Annotated in this window: 15 protein-coding genes; 9 read left to right on the top strand and 6 right to left on the bottom strand. The window is 58.4% G+C overall.

Features of this window, described 5'->3' with window-relative positions:
- Positions 1 to 398 precede the first annotated feature (398 nt).
- A complete protein-coding gene (locus AC3RLQ_RS19105) occupies positions 399 to 2009 on the bottom strand; it encodes an ABC-F family ATP-binding cassette domain-containing protein (RefSeq protein WP_493030241.1) in 1611 nt (536 codons plus the stop codon).
- Positions 2010 to 2507: 498 nt separating this feature from the next.
- Here AC3RLQ_RS19105 and AC3RLQ_RS19100 point away from each other — a divergent pair, with 498 nt between their 5' ends.
- The 3 genes from AC3RLQ_RS19100 to AC3RLQ_RS19090 all read left to right on the top strand — a co-directional run bounded on the left by AC3RLQ_RS19100 (position 2508) and on the right by AC3RLQ_RS19090 (position 5490).
- Complete coding sequence (locus tag AC3RLQ_RS19100) at positions 2508 to 3875, top strand: AAA family ATPase (RefSeq protein ID WP_493030240.1); 1368 nt, start codon at positions 2508 to 2510, stop codon at positions 3873 to 3875.
- Between the two features lie 18 nt (positions 3876 to 3893).
- Positions 3894 to 4844 carry a DUF4435 domain-containing protein gene (locus AC3RLQ_RS19095; RefSeq protein WP_493030239.1) on the top strand — a complete coding sequence of 317 codons (951 nt, stop codon included), beginning with the start codon at positions 3894 to 3896 and terminating at the stop codon, positions 4842 to 4844.
- A 283-nt stretch (positions 4845 to 5127) separates the two neighbouring features.
- On the top strand, positions 5128 to 5490 hold the full coding sequence (locus AC3RLQ_RS19090; protein ID WP_493030238.1) for a hypothetical protein: 363 nt from the start codon (positions 5128 to 5130) through the stop codon (positions 5488 to 5490).
- Positions 5491 to 5544: 54 nt separating this feature from the next.
- Here AC3RLQ_RS19090 and AC3RLQ_RS19085 read toward each other — a convergent pair whose 3' ends face one another.
- Entirely contained in the window at positions 5545 to 5865 is a 321-nt protein-coding gene (locus AC3RLQ_RS19085) for a YMGG-like glycine zipper-containing protein (protein ID WP_487689277.1), read from the bottom strand.
- 698 nt (positions 5866 to 6563) lie between these two features.
- Positions 6564 to 7115: a transcription termination/antitermination protein NusG gene (gene nusG / locus AC3RLQ_RS19080; protein WP_493030237.1), complete on the bottom strand. Its 552-nt coding sequence runs from the start codon at positions 7113 to 7115 to the stop codon at positions 6564 to 6566.
- 313 nt (positions 7116 to 7428) lie between these two features.
- On the opposite strand from nusG, the gene AC3RLQ_RS19075 reads away from it, so the two are divergent.
- Genes AC3RLQ_RS19075 through fmt form a run of 4 tightly spaced genes read left to right on the top strand, consistent with a single transcriptional unit; the run spans position 7429 to position 10510 of the window.
- Entirely contained in the window at positions 7429 to 8019 is a 591-nt protein-coding gene (locus AC3RLQ_RS19075; protein ID WP_493030236.1) for a hypothetical protein, read from the top strand.
- Positions 8019 to 8909 carry a glycosyltransferase family 9 protein gene (locus tag AC3RLQ_RS19070; protein WP_493030235.1) on the top strand — a complete coding sequence of 297 codons (891 nt, stop codon included), beginning with the start codon at positions 8019 to 8021 and terminating at the stop codon, positions 8907 to 8909. Before AC3RLQ_RS19075 ends, AC3RLQ_RS19070 begins: the two co-directional genes overlap by 1 nt.
- 25 nt (positions 8910 to 8934) lie before the next feature.
- Entirely contained in the window at positions 8935 to 9570 is a 636-nt protein-coding gene (locus AC3RLQ_RS19065; protein ID WP_493030234.1) for an adenylate kinase family protein, read from the top strand.
- A 10-nt stretch (positions 9571 to 9580) separates the two neighbouring features.
- Positions 9581 to 10510 (top strand): methionyl-tRNA formyltransferase, encoded by a 930-nt coding sequence (gene fmt, locus AC3RLQ_RS19060; protein ID WP_493030233.1) that lies wholly within the window; start codon positions 9581 to 9583, stop codon positions 10508 to 10510.
- A gap of 5 nt (positions 10511 to 10515) precedes the next feature.
- Here the strand turns inward: fmt and AC3RLQ_RS19055 are convergent, their stop codons facing one another.
- A complete protein-coding gene (locus AC3RLQ_RS19055) occupies positions 10516 to 11712 on the bottom strand; it encodes an FG-GAP repeat domain-containing protein (RefSeq protein WP_493030232.1) in 1197 nt (398 codons plus the stop codon).
- Positions 11713 to 11764: 52 nt separating this feature from the next.
- Positions 11765 to 13138 (bottom strand): FAD-binding oxidoreductase, encoded by a 1374-nt coding sequence (locus AC3RLQ_RS19050; RefSeq protein WP_493030231.1) that lies wholly within the window; start codon positions 13136 to 13138, stop codon positions 11765 to 11767.
- A gap of 88 nt (positions 13139 to 13226) precedes the next feature.
- Here AC3RLQ_RS19050 and AC3RLQ_RS19045 point away from each other — a divergent pair, with 88 nt between their 5' ends.
- Positions 13227 to 14216 (top strand): MBL fold metallo-hydrolase RNA specificity domain-containing protein, encoded by a 990-nt coding sequence (locus AC3RLQ_RS19045; protein ID WP_493030230.1) that lies wholly within the window; start codon positions 13227 to 13229, stop codon positions 14214 to 14216.
- Here the strand turns inward: AC3RLQ_RS19045 and AC3RLQ_RS19040 are convergent.
- Entirely contained in the window at positions 14205 to 15839 is a 1635-nt protein-coding gene (locus tag AC3RLQ_RS19040; protein WP_493038747.1) for a shikimate kinase, read from the bottom strand. The genes AC3RLQ_RS19045 and AC3RLQ_RS19040 overlap by 12 nt on opposite strands.
- Before the next feature lie 1367 nt (positions 15840 to 17206).
- On the opposite strand from AC3RLQ_RS19040, the gene AC3RLQ_RS19035 reads away from it, so the two are divergent.
- Positions 17207 to 18028, top strand: a complete 822-nt coding sequence (locus tag AC3RLQ_RS19035) for a TIGR00282 family metallophosphoesterase (protein WP_493030229.1) — start codon at positions 17207 to 17209, stop codon at positions 18026 to 18028.
- The last annotated feature ends 1 nt before the right edge of the window (position 18029 follow it).

Below are 18029 nucleotides of genomic sequence, written 5' to 3'. Positions count from 1 at the left end.
CAGTTCACGCCCACCACCTATCCATTGAGCGCACCATCTGGCCAGTCGCGTCGCACACATCATCACCACTGCTCATCACGCAGTTGGATTCTGTTCTTGAAGGCCAAAGGCCTTCCGTATTTCAGCCCAGGGATGCCGAGCTTTAGCGAGTGCTTCCCTGGGTAAGCCCGCACCCACCGGAAAGCAAACCCAGCACTCCGCCACACCCCACGCTTACCAGCAGCGTCTACAAAGAGCCCCGCTGCACACATTCCTTCCTCCACGACCTCGCAAACCCAGCGCCCATCGTGCAGTCCCGCCGCCTATAGGCGGTTCCGGATAAACAGAATCCTTTTTTGCGCCTTTTTGCGGCCACCTCAGCCTCCGTCATTCGTCATTCTTCATTCGTCATTCCAACCCTACCCCGCCACCACCGCCGCACGCGCATTCTCCTCCGCGCCCGTCTTCTGCAGGTAATAATCATAGTCCCCCGCATACGCCGTCACCTTCCCATCCACGATGTGCAGCACCTTCGTCCCCAGCGACCGGATGAAATGCACGTCATGGCTGATGAAAACCAGCGTCCCCTCAAACTTCTGCAGCGCCAAAATCAGCCCCTCGATCGCCCAAATATCCAAGTGCGTCGTCGGCTCGTCCATCAGCAGCAGGTTCGGCGGATCCACCAAGAACTTCACCAAATTGACGCGGCTCTTCTCACCACCGCTCAGCACCCGGCACTTCTTGTGCACGTCCTCACGCTTGAACAGGAACGACCCCAGAATGCTCCGCGCCTCATCCTCACGCAGCTCCGGCGCCACACGCTTCAGCTCCTCCAGCACACTGCAGTCCGGGTCCAAAGTATCCGCCCGGTGCTGCGAGAAATACCCCAGCTTCACATTCGTCCCCAGCTTGCGCTCACCCTTCTGAAACGGCACCTCGCCCGCCAGAATCTTGATCAGCGTTGATTTCCCAGATCCGTTCGGCCCCACCAGCACCGTCCGCTCCCCACGCTCCACTTCCAGGTCCAGGCCCTTGTACACCTGCTTCGTCCCATACGCCTGATGAATGTCCGTCAGCGCGATCAGCCGCTGCCCGCTCCGCTGCGGCTGCGGGAAATTAAAGCGGAAGCCCTTCCGCAGCGGCCGCGGCTTGTCCAGCTTCTCCATCTTCGCCAGCTGCTTCTCACGGCTCTGCGCCTGGGACGCCTTCGACGCCACCGACCGGAACCGATCAATGAAATCCTGGATCTGCTCGATCTCCTTCTGCTGGTTCTTGTACGACTGCATCGCGCGCTCGTAGTTCTCCTCGCGCTGCTTCAGGTAGTCACTGTAGTTCCCCTGGTAGGACTGCAGCTTGCCCTCCTCGATCTCATACACCTGCTGCACCAGCTCATCCATGAAGTCACGGTCATGCGAGATGATCAGCAGCGCCCCCGGATAATTTTTGAGGTAATTCCGGAACCACATCAGCGACAGCAGGTCCAGATGGTTCGTCGGCTCATCCAGCAGCAGCAGATCCGGCTCCATCACCAGCAGCCGCGTCATATGCGCACGCATCACCCAGCCACCGCTGAACTCACGCGCCGGCCTCGAGAAATCCTCCTCCTTGTAGCCCAGTCCCTTCAGGATGCGCTTCGCCTTCGCCTCCGTCTGCGGGTCCTGCAGCGCATCATGCTTCGCATGCGCCTCAAAATACTCCGGGCTCGAAACATCACCCACAGCCTCAAAATCGCGCAAAATCTTCTCCAGCGCCTCAATCTCCCCCGCCTTCCCCGTCGCCACCTCCAGCACCGTCTCATTGCCAATCGGCTCACTCTCCTGCGGCAGAAATCCCACCGTCGTCCACTCATCCCGGATCACCTCACCCGCATCCGGCACATCAGTTTTGAGGATCAGCGAAAACAGCGTCGACTTGCCCGCCCCATTCGGCCCCACCAGCGCCACGCGCTCTCCATAGTTGATGGTCATGGATGCCGCGCTGAACAGCGTGCGGGCATTGAAAGTCTTGGTGACGTCGCGAATGGTAAGCATGGGGGCAGATCAGCTACCTCACCCCACGCCACTTGCAAGGCCAAGCATGCCCCCCGCTCACCTCGCTCCGCCGCACACCAGCCCCAAAGGGGCTGCGGATTTGAGCCTAGGGTCAGCCGAGCCTCAGCGAGGCGACCCTAGGTTCCGGCACAACCCGCTTGGAAGCAAACCCAGCGCTATTGACTCACGCAGCGCCCACCAGCAGCGTCTGCAACCCGTGCCGCCACGCGCCCCAGCTTCCTGTCTCATCCTTTCAGTTGTGATTCCCTTGCCATTCCTAGGACCTTCCGCTTTGATGAGCACATATCTTTAGGAAATGTCACGACATGGCAAGAAAAGCAACTAGCGATCCCACTGCAACCTCTTCCGCCGACCTCGGCTTAGACGCCAAACTGTGGCTCTTGGACAAACACTGCCGCGGGGTGGATCGGCTTCAGCCGGTTCGTGTATGTCGCCAGCAAATCTGATCCCTCTCTTTAATTTTCGCCTATTAACTATATGACAAGTATTACAAGGTTCGAAATCACCAAGCTCCATGGGTATAAAAATGTAGACTTACGTCTGGAAGATAACACGCTTATACTGGTTGGGGAGAATGGTGCAGGCAAAACCACTATTCTTCATCTCTTTTACTATTTACTATCCGGACAGTGGAGTTCTATCGCACGCTACCAGTTTGAAGAAGTTGCGATGACAATTGGCAACAAGAGGCACGTATTAAAATACGCGGATTTCGACAAGCCGTTGAAGAGGATTGACCACCAGCTTCTTCGCCGGTTACCGATAAATGTGAGAAGTCGCATCATGTCTCTCATGGAGCAAAAAGAAGGGCGTCTCTTCTCACCAGAGATTGAAAGGATTTGCGCAGAATACGGTGTTCCTCTTCATCATTTGATGAATGAAATGGAGCTTTTTGACCCAGAGACGGGCAAAGATGCAGAATCCCTACGAAAGGCGCTTGAAGGAATACGGCGTTCACTAAAATCGCAACTGCTTTATCTGCCTACCTATCGTCGTATCGAACAAGAGTTAAATTTGATCTTCAAGGGTATAGATGATCGAGATCTAAGGGGGCGTCGTGAATTGCTTAACACTCGGCGAGGAGATGACACCTTTGTGGAACTGATCGAGTTCGGCATGAAGGATGTGGCAACCGATATTGAGCGAACTCTAGAGCGCCTAACCTCATTCGCCCGCGAAAGCCTCAATAATCTCACGTTTGGCTACCTTGGTGACATTGTTGAGCGACAATACGCTAACATTGATATAAGCATCATTAAAGGAGTATCCGATCAAACTATAGACAGCATACTTAACCGAATTCAGGAGCATATTCTATCTTCTGACAACAAGCAGCACCTTCGAGAAATCATCACTCAAGTAAAAACCAAAGCAGTCGACAAGCAAGGCGAGCATACACAAGTTATATGCCACTACTTTTCTAAGTTGATGGCATTCCAGAAGGAAATGGAAAAGAAGGAGGCTCAAATAACAAAATTCTGTTTAGTCTGCAGTGAATATATGGTGGATAAAGAATTCAAATACGACACTACCAATTTCAAGTTTTCGATACTTCCGAAGGGATTTCATACAAAGGCTGGGGCCATTGAACTGCACCATCTTTCATCAGGCGAGAAGCAAATTGTTTCCCTTTTTAGTCACCTCTATCTTTCCGGAGGCACTAGTTACTTTGTTTTAATCGATGAGCCCGAACTTTCGCTCTCAGTTCCTTGGCAGCGAAGGTTTCTTATGGATATCCGAAACGGAGATTTTTGCAGCGGCCTTGTTGCTGTAACGCACTCTCCATTTATTTATGACAACGAGTTGAAACGTTACGCCCACGGACTTGGGGAGTTCATCGCTTAATAGTATCCGGCAATGACAATGCTTCACATCCATGCAGCAGCGCTTAGTGCGAAAATTGCAAGTTATCATGAGTTTCTATCACGATACTCAGCGACGGCGAAAGTAGTTTACGGTTTCGTTGAGGGGAAAGACGATCCCTGCTTTTACCGGGGTTTTATCGACCATTGTCTCCCCGAAGATTGGGAGGTCGAACTTTGGCCTGCTGGAAATCGAGATCAGGTTTACCGAGTTCACGCGGACATGGACTGGAAGCGCTTCCAGAAACAAAGAGTATGCTTCTTTGTAGATCGAGATCTTTCTAGCCTCATTCCTGAGTCATTGACAACAGGCGATAACATTTACGTTACTGACAATTATTCAATTGAAAACGATTTGGTTAAAAGAGGCGCGTGTCGACGAGTACTTACTGAGATATGCGGCCTGGGCACCCTTGATCACGGGGAGCTAGATACTGTCTGTGATCTTTTTGAATCGGAGTTTGAAAAATTTCTTACTTCGATGGTTCCTACAATGGCTTGGATATTACATTGGCGGAGGTGTGGTAAACAGGCAACATTAAACGACATTGCCATGAAGGACCTTTATTCCTTCTCGGAGGGGTATGTGTTATCAAAACCAAATCCGAAAGGCAAAGTGAATGCCGTAAGTTATATTCACGAGCAATGCAAAGTCGTGCACGATTCGTCAGTGGATGTTGCGCCACTGGAAGCCGAGTTCCGCAAGGGCGGCGCATATCGTAGCTTTACCCGAGGGAAATATGTTTTTTGGTTCCTTGTCGAATTCTGTTGTTCAGTTCGAGCAAGCGCCAAAAAACACTTCAAGAAGTCAAAGAAAATCCCCCCCATGAATGTGACGTTTTCTGCTGCAAATGGAATGACGATTATTGGCAACCGGGCTCGTATCCCGAATTCGCTCAAGGCCTTTCTAACCAAGAACTACTCTGAATATATTGCTTCTATTGCCGCTTAAAATCTAAAAAGATGCTTGGTAAAATGCAGAAAGCTGGAGTCAGGGTGCAAATACTTCACAAAATAACCGCTTCCCAAGCTCTAAACTCAGTCATTCCCTTGCCAAAACCAAGCTCAATGTGCCCTTCGTAGCTTGTGTCCTCCGTAGAGTAGCGAAGGGCGAAGAACGTCCCCATCCCGTTTCCCCCTTTAGACAAACCACTGTCAACGCGCCTTCGACATGCCCCGGAGACGTGGCCTTGCCTCCGCCTCTTTTTCTCTTATCTTGCATCCACGGCAGTGACTTGACGGTCATCACGGACACCTCCGCACTCCCCATGAACGCCGAAGACTTCCATTGCTTCCGCAGCGACCCGCTGGTGCGCTGGCGTGGCATTGCCGATGTGCTGGAAGCCCGCCCTGAAGCTTGGGAGTGGGCGCTGGCAAACATCGAGCGCTGGCTGCAGCAGGGCCGCCTACACCCGGCACCACTGCTGGAGTGGCGGCAGCGGCTGCTGGAAAGCCGGAACGAGCGCACCCGGCGGGAGGCACTGCTGGAAGCCCTGCGCATTCCACCCGTGGATGCGCACCAAGACCAGCTCCGCTCCTGCTCACCGTTTGTGGGCGGGCCGTTCCGCGAAGCCTCTGTGCCTGCGCTGCCCGCATGAATCTGGGCTCGCTTCAGCATCTGGTTCGCTCGAAATGAGGCGCGCCTCAAATGATCAGTAGCCACGATAGTAGCCCGGGCCCGGTCCATAATAAGGCCGATTGTAATAAGGACGGTTATAGTAAGGCCCATAGCCATAGCCCGTGTTGTAGTACCGCCGCTGGTCTTGCGAGTTGCCGATCGCGTTGCCTGCGAGAGCTCCCAGGCCGGCGCCAATCGCCGCGCCTTCCAGGCCGCGTCCGCTTTGATTGCCAATGATGCCGCCCACGGCCGCACCTCCCAGGCCGCCGATCACAGAGCCGGTTTGGGCGTTGGGCCCGGTGGCGCAGGAGGCCAGAGAAACCACGGCCATCGCGTTAAGAATGAACGTTTTCATAAATAAGGGTGTTGGGTTTTGATAAAGTGAACAACGCCACAGCGCTGCCCTGTAAAAAAATCGCACCTCGCTTCCACCGCGGTCGTACTCCACCGCAGAAGCCACACCGGAAGGCCGCTCAATGAAGCCCGTTTTCCACTCCTTCAAAAACCGGACAAGCGCAACACCCAGCCAACACAACCACCTCCCCTAGCTCTTGTCTCTGTCATTCCTTTGCCCACCATTCCTTTGCCAAAAACCAAAGCCCCATACCCACTGCCAGTGATCGAATGACCATCCAGAATCCAAATTTTCCGCTGCCTTGATGAGTGTCAGTCCGTGGTTCCAATCCCTCTCTGTCTCACCCCCAAGCACTCCTCTCAGTCATTCCCTTGCTCACCCATTCCTTTGCTAAAACCAACGGCTCCACACGCGCCACCCAGTCACCGAAATAACCATTCCAAGATTCAGGATTTTCTGGATGCCTTGATCAGCGTCTCATCAGCGTCAAATCAGCGGTTAAAAAACTCGGCTCATCATCCCACAACTCCCGCCTGAATTCAGCCCCATTCCATTGCTCTCCATTCCCTTGCTAAAACCAAAGCCCCACACACGCAATCCACGGTCTGAATAACCAACAGTGTGGTGTGCCGAAACTCCGGACAAACCACCGTCAACAACGGTCAACCATCGTCAACCACTGTAAACTTCCCCTCGGGTCACCGCGACGACGCCAAAACCGTCCGAGGCGTATGCTCCGTCAAAATCTTCGACAGCGGCACCTCCACCGCGTTCTCTCGTCCCAAAAACTCCAGCAGGATCCGCACACGCTCCACACCCGTCAGCATCGCATTCACAATCCCCTTCATCCCCCGCATCGGCCCTTCCGTCAGCTCCACGGTGTCACCCACCTTCACACCCACCTCCACCTCGCAAATCTCCCGGTCCTTCATCTCCTCCTTCAGCGCCGCGATGGCCGAGTCCGGCACCGACGTCAGGTTCCCCCCGAAATCCACCACCTTGATCACACTCTGCGAGTACTTCACCGCCCGCATTGAATCATTCGGAATGAACCGCGCAAAAAAGTAGCTCGGAAACAGCGCCTCCACGAACCACACCTTGCCCCGCCGCGTGTTCTTCTGAAACCGGATGCGCGGGCAGTACGTCTCCACGCCCTCCAGTCCGACCATCAGCGAAGCCGCGATATGCTCGCACTTCGGGCGCGTATGCACCACGTACCAGGCTGGGATGGTTTCTTTTTTTTCTTTCATGGGTGAACAATGATTCAAACTGCCCCTCCACAACGCCGAGGCAACCACAATCCAAGATATAGCAAGAACGGCAGCAAAACATCAGGCTGTCGCGAAATACGGCGTCCTTTCAGTCCCTTCCGTCCTTTGTGTCCTTCCGAACAGGAGTCACGCCCCCGCCTCCACCCGAACTCCACCACTTCTTCCGGCCTCCCCTCTTTTTTGCGCCTCTTTGCGGCCATCCAAATCCGTATTCCCCCGCATCCAACAACGGGTTTGCGCACCAGCAGGGTCTGCGCCACCTGTGCCACCCCTTTTTTCCCGCCTTCCGCGCATGTTCCGAGACCTCTACGACTACCTCTACCACCTGGCCCCCACCGGTGGCATCCCGCTGAAGGGCACCGGCATCGTCGTCGCGCTCGCCTTGATCCTCTCCCATGGCTGGGCCCTCAAAAACACCGCCAAGACCCAGGCCTTCCTCAAAGCCTTCCCCCGCACCTACTCCTGGGGCGTCATCCTCCTCACCATCGACTTCCTCTGGAGCGAGTTCGCCCTCGTCAACATGGACATGGGTGAATTCTTCAACATGCGCGACAAGTTCATGATGATCGTCGCCGGCGGTTACGTCGCCGTGCTCATCTACGTGAAGGAATTCCTCGCCGTGCGTGCCCTCGGCGCCCTCCTGCTCCTCGTCGCCGGCCCCGTCCTCACCGCCGCCTTTCTGCAGCCCCAGGTCAGCCGCCTCCTCATCCCCATCCTCGCCTACGTCTGGATCATCGTCGGCATGTTCTTCATCGGCATGCCCTTCCTCATGCGTGACTGGGTGAACACCCTCATCTCCAAACCGCAGCGCTGGAATCTCGCCGTCTACGGCGGCATCGCCTACGGCATCGTCCTTCTTGCCGCAGCGATCCTGTTCTACTGATGCACCCGCAGCCCCGTGTCCTCGTCATTCGTGGCGGCGCGATAGGCGACTTCATCCTCACGCTCCCGGCGCTCCGCCTCCTGCGCGAAACCATCGCTGGCTGCCATCTCGAAGTCATCGGCTATCCCGCCATCGCCGAACTCGCCCGCACCGCAGGCCTTGCCGACTCCATCCGCAGCCTCGAGCACCGCACCATGGCCCCGCTGTTTGCCAAAACAGCCCCCATCGACGAAGCCCTCGCCGAGCACCTCCGCAGCTTCAATCTCGTCGTCTCCTTCCTCTACGATCCCGACGGCCTCTTCCGCGCCAGCATGGAACGCGTCGGCGTCAAAACCCTCATCGAGTGCTCCCCCCTCGTTAACCCCGACGGCCCCCACGCCTCTAGGCAGCTCGCCAAAGGCTTGGAAAAGCTCGCCATGTATCTGGAAGACGACCACCTCCATCGCGCCCATTTTCAGCGCCAACCCCACAACCAACATCGCATCGCCATCCACGTTGGCAGCGGCTCCGAAAAGAAAAACTGGCCCCTCGACCGCTGGCTCCAGGTCGCCAACGAATTTCCCAACAACGAAGTCATCTTCATCACCGGCGAAGCCGAACAAGAGCGCGGCATCCAGCCCACCGGTCGTCCCATCTGGCACTCCCTCCCCCTGACCGAGCTCGCCACCCGCCTCAGCACCTGCACCACCTTCCTCGGCCATGACAGCGGCATCTCCCACCTCGCCGCCGCCTGCGGGGTCCCATCCCTCCTCCTGTTCGGTCCCACCGATCCCGCCATTTGGTCACCACCCCAGCCCTGGGTCCAGTTTTTGCGGAATCCGACACACCAGTTGTCCGATTTGTCCGTCCACGAAGTGAAATTGGCCGCCGCGCAAGTTGTTGCAAAATAGTAACGTGTTAACTTCATCAAAAATCATGTCTGACGAACCTCACACCGCCCGAATCAAAGCCTTCCTCATCCTCGGCGCACCCGGAAGTGGCAAGGGGACGCAAGGCAAGGTATTGGGCAGCATCCCCCGCTTCCACCACCTCGCCTGCGGTGATGTCTTTCGCTCCCTCGACACCCGCACATCCATCGGCCAGAAATTCGTCGAATACTCCAGCCGCGGTGAACTCGTCCCGGACGATGTGACTGTCGAACTCTGGCACGCCAACCTCAAGCAACGCATTGATTCTCATCAGTTTAAACCCGAGATCGACTTCCTCGTCCTCGACGGCATCCCCCGCAATGTCGAGCAGGCCCGCTTCATGGAACCCCACATCGAAGTCCTCAAAGTCTTCCATCTCTCCTGCCCCGACCGCACCGAACTCGCCCGCCGCCTGCGCAAACGCGCCCTCAAGGACAACCGCTTCGACGACGCCAACGAAACCGTCATCCAGCAGCGCTTCGCCACCTACGAGGCCGAAACCAAGCCCATTCTCGACTACTATGCCGGTGATCGCATCCTCGACATCGATGCCAGCCAGGCACCCGCCAAGGTGCTCTACGACATCATCGGCGGCGTCATGCAGCTCGAAGCGTGGAAAGAATTGGAAAAGATGAAGGTCTAGCCGCAAATCGATGCGAGTTCTTTTCATTGGCACCGGCGACATCGGCCTCCCCTCGCTGGACTGGCTGCTCAGCACACCCAAGCACACCGTCGTCGGAGTCATCACCCAGCCCGACAAACCCGTGGGCCGCAAGCAGGTGCTCACCCCGCCACAGATCAAGGTGCGCGCCCTTGCAGCAGGACTCACCGTCCTGCAGCCCCTGAAAATCCGCCACGCCGTGGAGGAACTGAAAGCCTTCAATGCCGACGTGGCTGTCGTCATCGCCTACGGTCAGATTTTATCGCGCGCCGTGCTGGAGGTGCCGCCTCTCGGCTGCCTGAACGTCCACACCTCACTGCTGCCCCGCCATCGTGGCGCAGCGCCAATTCAGGCCGCTATCCGCGACGGGGACACTGAAACCGGTGTCACCATCATGTTCATGGATGAAGGTCTCGACACCGGCGACATCCTCCTGATGCACCGTGTTGCCATCGCTTGCGATGAAACGGGAGGAAGTCTGCATGACAAGCTCGCGCAGCGGGCACCCGCCGCGCTCGAAGAAGCCCTCGATCTTCTGGCCACTGGGAATCCTCCGCGTGAAAAGCAGGACGAATCCAAGGTCACCCACGTCCGCAAACTGACTCGTCAGGACGGCCGTCTCGACTGGACCCGTCCCGCCATTGAACTCGATCGCCTCGTTCGCGCCTTCACACCCTGGCCTGGAACTTCCTGCCTGTTCAAGGACACGCAGATGAAAATTCACCGCGCGCAGGTCATCGCCAATGCAGATGCTTGTCCTGCACCGGGCACGATTGTGAGCGCAAATGCCGACGGCATTTTAGTAAGTTGTGGCAACGGCCTGCTCAATTTGAGCGAGGTCCAAATAGAAGGCGGCAGACGCTTGTCTGCCGCCGACTTCCTGCGCGGACACCCGCTGCACGCGGGCGATGTGCTGCACTGAGCTGCTTATTCCTGCAGGAAGACGAAGACGCCTTTCTTGTTGCCGATGACGACGTCCATTTTGCCGTCCTTGTTGACGTCTCCGGGAGTGACCTGGGTGCCGACGCCGCTGTTGTCGTCGATTTGATGCGGGATGAATTTGGCTTCTTTACCTTCGCGTTTGATCTCGAACCAGTAGAGCACTGGGGCGGCATTTGGCTCATCGTCCTTAAGGGGGCCGTGGGCCCAGCGGCGCTTGCCGGTGACGACGTCCATGATGCCGTCGCCGTTCATGTCGGCGAGCTGCATGGCGTGGAGCTGGCTGAATTTCACGCCCACCGGGCTTTCTTCGACGGTTGCTCCCATGAGCTTGTGCTCGGCGAATGTGCCGTCGGCTTTTTGCTCGAACCAGCCGAAGCCGTAACCGTGCGCGTCGTAGCTGCTGATCACATCGTTGCGACCGTCGCCGTTCACATCGTAAACGAGGATGAAGGAACCGCCGCGGCCACCTGCCGTGGTAAAGAGCTGAGGATGAAAGACCCAGTCGCTGTCGGCCTTGGTATCTGCGGGTTGTTCGCGCCAGCCTTCCTTGTCGAGGATGTCAGGGCGGCCGTCGCCATTCACGTCGCCGACGCCATAGCCGTGGGTGTAGCGGAAGTACTTCTTGTCGTTCTCCGGTGATTTTGGGGTGATGGGGCGGAAGCGGGCTTTGCCGAAGGGATTGGACCAGTCGATCTCGGCATAACCAAGCTGGCCGCCGGTGTGGCAGATGAGTTCGGGTTTGCCGTCGCCATTCACGTCTTTGAAATCGGGGGATTCGTTGTCAGTGACGTCGAAGATGGTGTGGCGCGTCCATTCACCGCCTTTGTTCTGCGGATTTTCGAAAACCCATGTCTCCTTGCCCGGCCAGGAATAGGCCATGATGTCGCTCCAGCCGTCACCGTTGAAGTCATAGCTGTAGGTCAGGAAGAAATCGCTGTAGCCCTTGGCCGGATCGTAGGGCTCTTTTTCGAACTTGGGTGCAAACTCAACCCGTTCTTTGAATTCGGGGCCCTTCCAGATGAAGCGGCCTGAGCAGACGTCGTTCTGACCGTCATGATCGAAATCCGCAAAGTGCGCGCCTTCGGCTACAAATTCCTCGGTCAGGGTGAACTTTTTGAACTTCAAATCAGCCGCGCACAAGGGCAGCGCGAGCAACAGGGTCGGGATGAGCAGTTTGGTCATGGTGAGTGGAATGGAACAGAGTTGGAGGGAGCGATCTTGCAGGCCTGCGGCATCAGCCGAGAAACTTCCCGGGGTTCAATATGCCGTTGGGATCAAGAGCCGCTTTCAAACGCAGGTGGGTTTCGTGCGCCGCAGGAGACACTGCCTCACGCCACCAGCGCTTTTTAGCGATGCCGATGCCATGTTCGCCGGTGATGGCGCCGTTCCAAGCGATGACCTGATGGAAGAGTTTGTCGAGAGCGACTTCGGCGCGTTCGCGAATCGCGGGATCTTCCATGGTCGGCACCATGATGTTGACGTGGATGTTGCCATCTCCGGCGTGGCCGAAGCAGGCGACGGGGAAGCCGGTTTCGCTTTGGAGGGTCTCGGCGAAATCGACCAGATCCACGAGGCGACCGCGTGGCACGACGATGTCCTCGTTCAGTTTGATCAGGCCGGTGTTGCGCAGGCTGTAGCTGAATTCTCGGCGCAGTTTCCAGAAGGCTTCGCAGGCTTCATCGCCCATGGCTTTGTTCAGGCAGATGCAGCCGAGGCTTTCCACGAGTTTCGCTAGTTGGTCGATCTCGCCTTTGACCGAATCAGGTTGGCCATCAATTTCCACAAGCAAGTGGGCATCTCCTTCCGGGGTGACGGAGGCGCCGAGATACTCTCGGGCGGCACGCAGGGTGAACTTGTCGGCGATTTCGAGCGCGCTCGGGAGGAACCCGCTGCCGAGGATGCGCTGCACGGCATTGGCTGCTTCGGCGAAGGAGTTGAAGCCTGCGGAAAGCATCGCACGCATTGGGGGATGAGGGATCAGGCGCAGGGTGGCTTCGGTGACGACACCGAGCATGCCTTCGCTGCCGACCATGAGGCCGACGAGGTCGAAGCCTGTTTTGTTTTTGTGGCAGCGTCCGCCCGCCTTCACGATGGAGCCATCTGCCAGAACCGCTTCAAGGCCGAGCACGTAGTGACGAGTGACGCCGTATTTCAGGCAGCGCGGACCGCCCGCGTTGGTGGCGATGTTGCCGCCGAGGGAGCATTCTTTGAGAGAGGCGGGGTCCGGTGGATAAAACCAGCCGAGCTTGCGCACTTCATTTTGCAGATGGCCGGTGATGACACCGGGCTCGATCACCGCCACGCCGTCTGCGAGGGTGATCTCTTTGATCTTGTTCATCCGGGCGACCGACAGCGCGATGCCGCCCTGCAAAGGCACGCAACCGCCTACATAACCCACGCGTGAGCCCTGCGGTGTGACGGGAATCTTATTTGCGTTGGCAAAGCGCAGCACCTCGGAGACTTCGGCGGTGGATTCAGCATGAACGACGACGTCAGGCGGGTTCGAGGCGAACCATTTGTCCGTGCTGTGAGTGGCGATGTCGGTTTGCGTGATGGAAACGCGGTCAGGACCGAGAAGAGAGGTGAGTTGATCGGCGAGGGAGGCCATTCTCCATCATTGCTGCGAACTGAGGAAACAGCAAGATGCGGCCAAGATCAGGCGGATGTTTGGCAGCGGGTGACGTATGATCGAGGTCATGTCCCCGCTCATCGAAGTCACGCATCCACGCGGCATTTATCTGCCGGAGGCGGATTTGTGGCTGGATCCGCATTTTGGGAAGGAGAGGGCGTTTGTTTCGCATGCGCACAGCGATCATGTGGCGCGGCATGGGCTGACGATTTGTTCGGAGATCACGCATCAGCTCATGGTGGTGCGGAAATCGGTGAAAAAAGCAGGGAAGGTGGTGTCACCACAGATGCGGGAGGTGTTTAAATGGGAAGGCTGGGAGATGAGGCTGCTGCCTGCGGGGCACATCACGGGTTCGGCGATGCTGCATCTGACACGCAAGGCGGACGGAGCGACCTTGCTTTACACGGGTGACTACAAGCTGCGGCAGGGGCTGAGTGCGGAGCGCTGCGAGCTGATGCAGGCGGACACGCTGATCATGGAGACGACGTTTGGACTGCCGAAGTATCGCTTTCCATCAGCTGAAGATGTGATCGCGCAGATGCTGGTATTTGTGCGTGATACGCTGCGTGATGGCGGCATTCCGGTGCTGCAGGGGTACTCGCTGGGAAAGGCGCAGGAAATTCTTTGTGCGCTGGGAGATGAGGGGCTGCCGGTGATGGTGCACCCGAGTGTGGCGCAGATCACGGAGGTGCTGGCACCGCATCTGGGGAAGCTGCCGCCGTGGCGGCTGTTCAAGGCCGACGAGGCCGCAGGGCATGTGCTGGTGTTTCCACCGGGATCCAAACTGGATCTGCCGAAGATGCGGACGGCGATGCTTTCAGGCTGGGCGATTCAGCCGAGCGCCAAGTATCGGTATGGTGTCGATCTGGCGCTGCCGCTGAGTGATCATGCGGACCATCCTGAACTGCATGAAACGATTGAGCAGGTGAAACCAAGGCGCATTTACCTGGTGCATGGTTCGACGCGTGAGTTTGCCGCAGAGCTTCGTCTGCGCGGGCATGATGCGCGGGCGCTGGGGGCGGAGGATCAACTGGAGCTAAACCTGTCAGGTCACTGACTCAATTTTTTGCCTGCGGGCAAAGAAGACGCGCGCGCTTTCCATGACACCGTAGGCGGTTTCCTGGGGCGTGAGTTCGGCGGTCTTGATGCGCAGGTCGGCGAGGCTTTTGTAGAGCGGTTTGCGCTCGTTTAGCAGGCGTTCGAGTTTGGCCTTGGGATTTTCCTCGCCGTTGAGCAGCGGGCGGTTGGTGTTCATCGCTGTGCGGCGGGCGAGGCGCTCCGGATCGGCGTCCAGCCAGACGATGTAGCCGAGATGACGGAGGATGGCCAGATTGCGTGGCTGGGTGACGATGCCGCCGCCGGTGGCGATGACGCAGCCGCGTTTGCCCAGCAGCGAACGCAGGGCGGCGGATTCATGCAGGCGGAATGCGGCCTCGCCTTCGGTGGCGAAAATCTCAGGGATGCTTTTTCCGACGGTATCGGCAATGAGGTGATCGGTGTCGACGATCTGGAAGCCGATCATCTGCGCGACGATGCGGCCGACGGTGGTCTTGCCCGAACCCATGAGGCCGATCAGCACAATATTGGGCTGGCGGGACGGGGGCGTCTCGCCGGAGGTTTGAACGAGATCGAGGATGGAGGAGGCGAGGTCGGGATCGTCACGCAGGGCATCGAAATAGCTGGCGTACCGTGGCGCCCAGCCGGTGGCATGCAGCTTGGTGTTGGAGACGCGCTTGTGGCTCCAGCCGCGTTTGCGATTGGGGTCAGGCTCGCGTGTTCCGGGAATTTTGACACCAAAGATGGAGCACAAACGCTCCACACACTGGCGCTGCGTCATCTGGGCATCGTCGACGATGTTGTAGATGCCGCTCAGGCGTTGCGTGACGAGATGCACGAGCGCGCTGGCCGCATCATCGGCGTGGATTTGATTGAGGATGCGGCCCTGGCCGTGATTGCCTTCGATGGCGGCCTTTCCTTCGAGTAGGTTCTTCAAAACAAAGGAGCGCCCCGGACCGTAGATGCCGGCGAGCCGGGCGACAGCGCCCTTAGAATAGAGAGCGATGTTCTCGGCCTCGCGCAGCAGGCGGCCGGTTTCGCGATCAGGATCGGCAAAACTGGTTTCGTCGACGATTTCACCGTCCACCTGAGGGTAAACGCTGGTGCTGCTGGTGTAGAGCGGAAAAGCCGAGGGGAAGGCCTGGGTGAGATGGCGCATGCCATCGACATACACGGACTGGTACATCTCCGCCCCACCACGGCTGGAACTGGCGCAGTGGATGAGGGTGTCGATGCTGCCGGCGCTGAGTCTGGCAGCGAGTGCGAGGACATCGGCACTGTTTGAAATATCGCAGGACTCCGTGCGCCAGGGTTTGACCGTGGCGAGGCGTGCGGCGGATTCTGGCGAGTGCGTCAGGCCGATGACCTCATGCCCGGCGGCATGAAGGAGATCGGCGACGCGCTCGCCCACGAATCCACATCCTGCGATGAGCACTTTCATGGCTGGCGGTGTTTCTGGTAGTAGGCGACGATGCCTTTGACGACGCCCTGCACGTAGTCCTCGATGGCGCTGGTTTGCAGCCGCCCGGCGATGAGGGTGCGACCGAGGAAATGACCACGCAGCAGGCGGTGGTAGGTCTCCTCGTTGTTCATGACGTAGGGTTCGAGGTAGACGACGGGGCAGTCATAGAGCCGATTGGCCAGCAGGTTCCGTGCATAAACATAGGAGTTTGTGCCGATGCGCCGGGCATTGGGGGTGGTGTAAACGTAGGCTGGCAGGCCGGTGGCCAGACGCATGCCATTGGCGACGGCTTCGGCAAGCGGGAGCTCTTCCTGATGAACGCGGGAGAAGAGGCGTCGGAACATTTCGAAGCGCACGTCCTGCTGCTCGAGTTCGAGAGGGGAGTAGCAGCCGTTCACGAGCACATGCATGTGATTCATGGGCGAGAACTGCGGCGCGGTGGCATCGCCCCAGGCTTCGGCATTGAAGTGCAGGCAGAGCACCACGTCAGGCTTGATGGTGGCGTTGACCTTCTCGCCGCGCGCGTGGATCTCGCTCACGCGGTAAAAGAGCTTTTCGCTCTGCCACTGCACGGTGAGGATTTTCGCATCTCCGGTGACCCCGGTGTAATTTTCCTGGGGCAGAGGAAAACCGGCATCGACGAGGAGCTGACGCGCCTGGATGACGAAATCAGAGGGGCGCTGCTGGGTGACGGGTTCGGCACGATCACGCACGAGGGAGACATTGGCACCGAGAGCCTTGAGGCGTTCGGCGAGGACTTGCGCGGTGGTGAGGGTGAGATCGCCCTCCTGAATGGATTCGCCCGGGGCAAAGCTGAGCATGCGCTCCTCCATCTGGGCGTAAGCGCCGCCGATGTGTCCGGGGTCGATGGCGATGTGAATGTCGCTGAGCAGAGGGCGGCCTTTGAGAGGGGACATTTCAGCCGCAGCTCTCCAGGTGCGCGTGCCTGGCAGCGGGGCTTCGGAGCGGGTGGCAAAGGCGATGCGGGCTTCCGGTTTGAGAGGGTCACCTGTCTTGATGACCGCGCCGTCGGGCTCCAGCTTCCACGGTGGAGGGAAGGGGGAGCCGTCGGAATAGACATCCCGCATGGCGGCCTCGAATTCGCTGCGGGTGAGGGTTTGATGAAAGGACTGCAGCTTGAGCCAGTCGGGCTTGGTGCCGAGGGGGCTGAGGCGGTCCAGACGTGCCGGGGGTGGGGGAGGCGCGGGCTGTGCTGGTGCGATCGTCGGGACCGGAACGGGGGTGGGTGCCGCCTGTGGGGGGGTGGCAGGGGCAGCGGGTGCGGGCGGCGCGGGTGGATTAGCGGGGGCTGGAGGAGGCGCTGCCGGCGCGGGGCCCGGTGTCACCTGGGCGGGCGTCAAAAGAGGCGCCGGGGTGGGTGCGGGCACAATCGTCTGCGCCCTGCCCGGCGTCACCATTACGGACGCGAGCATGACCGGCAGCGCGCAGCCACACAGCATTCGTTTCATCATCATAAAGTGCATCCTAGACTTGATCCCCGGCTTCATCATCTACTAAGTAGCGCCACGATGAATGACAACACGGTTGACGGTGCGGATGGACTCTTTCGCCTTCTCTTTTTGGGCGATGTGGTGGGTGAACCGGGGCGCAAGGCGGTCGGGCTGCTGCTGCCCGTGCTGAAGGAGGAGCTGAAGCTCGACTTCATCGTGGTCAATGGTGAAAACTCAGCGGGGGGGCGGGGCATCACGCCGAAGATCGCCATCAGCCTCATGCGTGCCGGAGCCGCCGTGGTGACGAGCGGAGATCACATCTGGGACCAGCGGGAGATCGTGCCGTATCTGGCCGATGAGCCGCGCATGCTGCGGCCGATCAACTACCCTGAGGGGACACCGGGCAACGGCTATGTGGTGCTAGAATCGAAGAAGTGCAAAGTGGCGGTGGTGAACCTGCAGGGGCGGACCTTCATGAACCAGCAGCTCGACAATCCTTTCCCGGCCATCGCCGCTCTTGTGGAAAAGCTGCGCGAGGAAACGCCGGTGATCTTCGTGGACTTCCATGCCGAGGCCACGAGCGAGAAAGTGGCGATGGGCTGGCATTTGGATGGCAAAGTTTCAGCCGTTGTCGGCACGCACACCCATGTGCCGACGGCTGACGAGCGTGTGCTGCCGAAGGGCACCGCCTTTCAAAGCGATGCCGGCATGTGCGGCCCGATGGACAGCGTGATAGGCAGCCAGATCGAGCCGGTGCTGGAGCGCTTTCACACCATGATGCCCACGCGCTTTGGCGTGGGGAGCGGTGCGGTGCGGGTGAATGGGGCGCTGATCACGATTGATCCTGCCACGGGCAAGGCGCTGAGCATTGAGCGGGTGGCGCGGACGTGGCATGAGTGAT

The organism is Prosthecobacter sp. GW821-HT29F12 (genome assembly GCF_058803405.1).
This window is presented reverse-complemented; position numbering and strand designations above follow the sequence as displayed.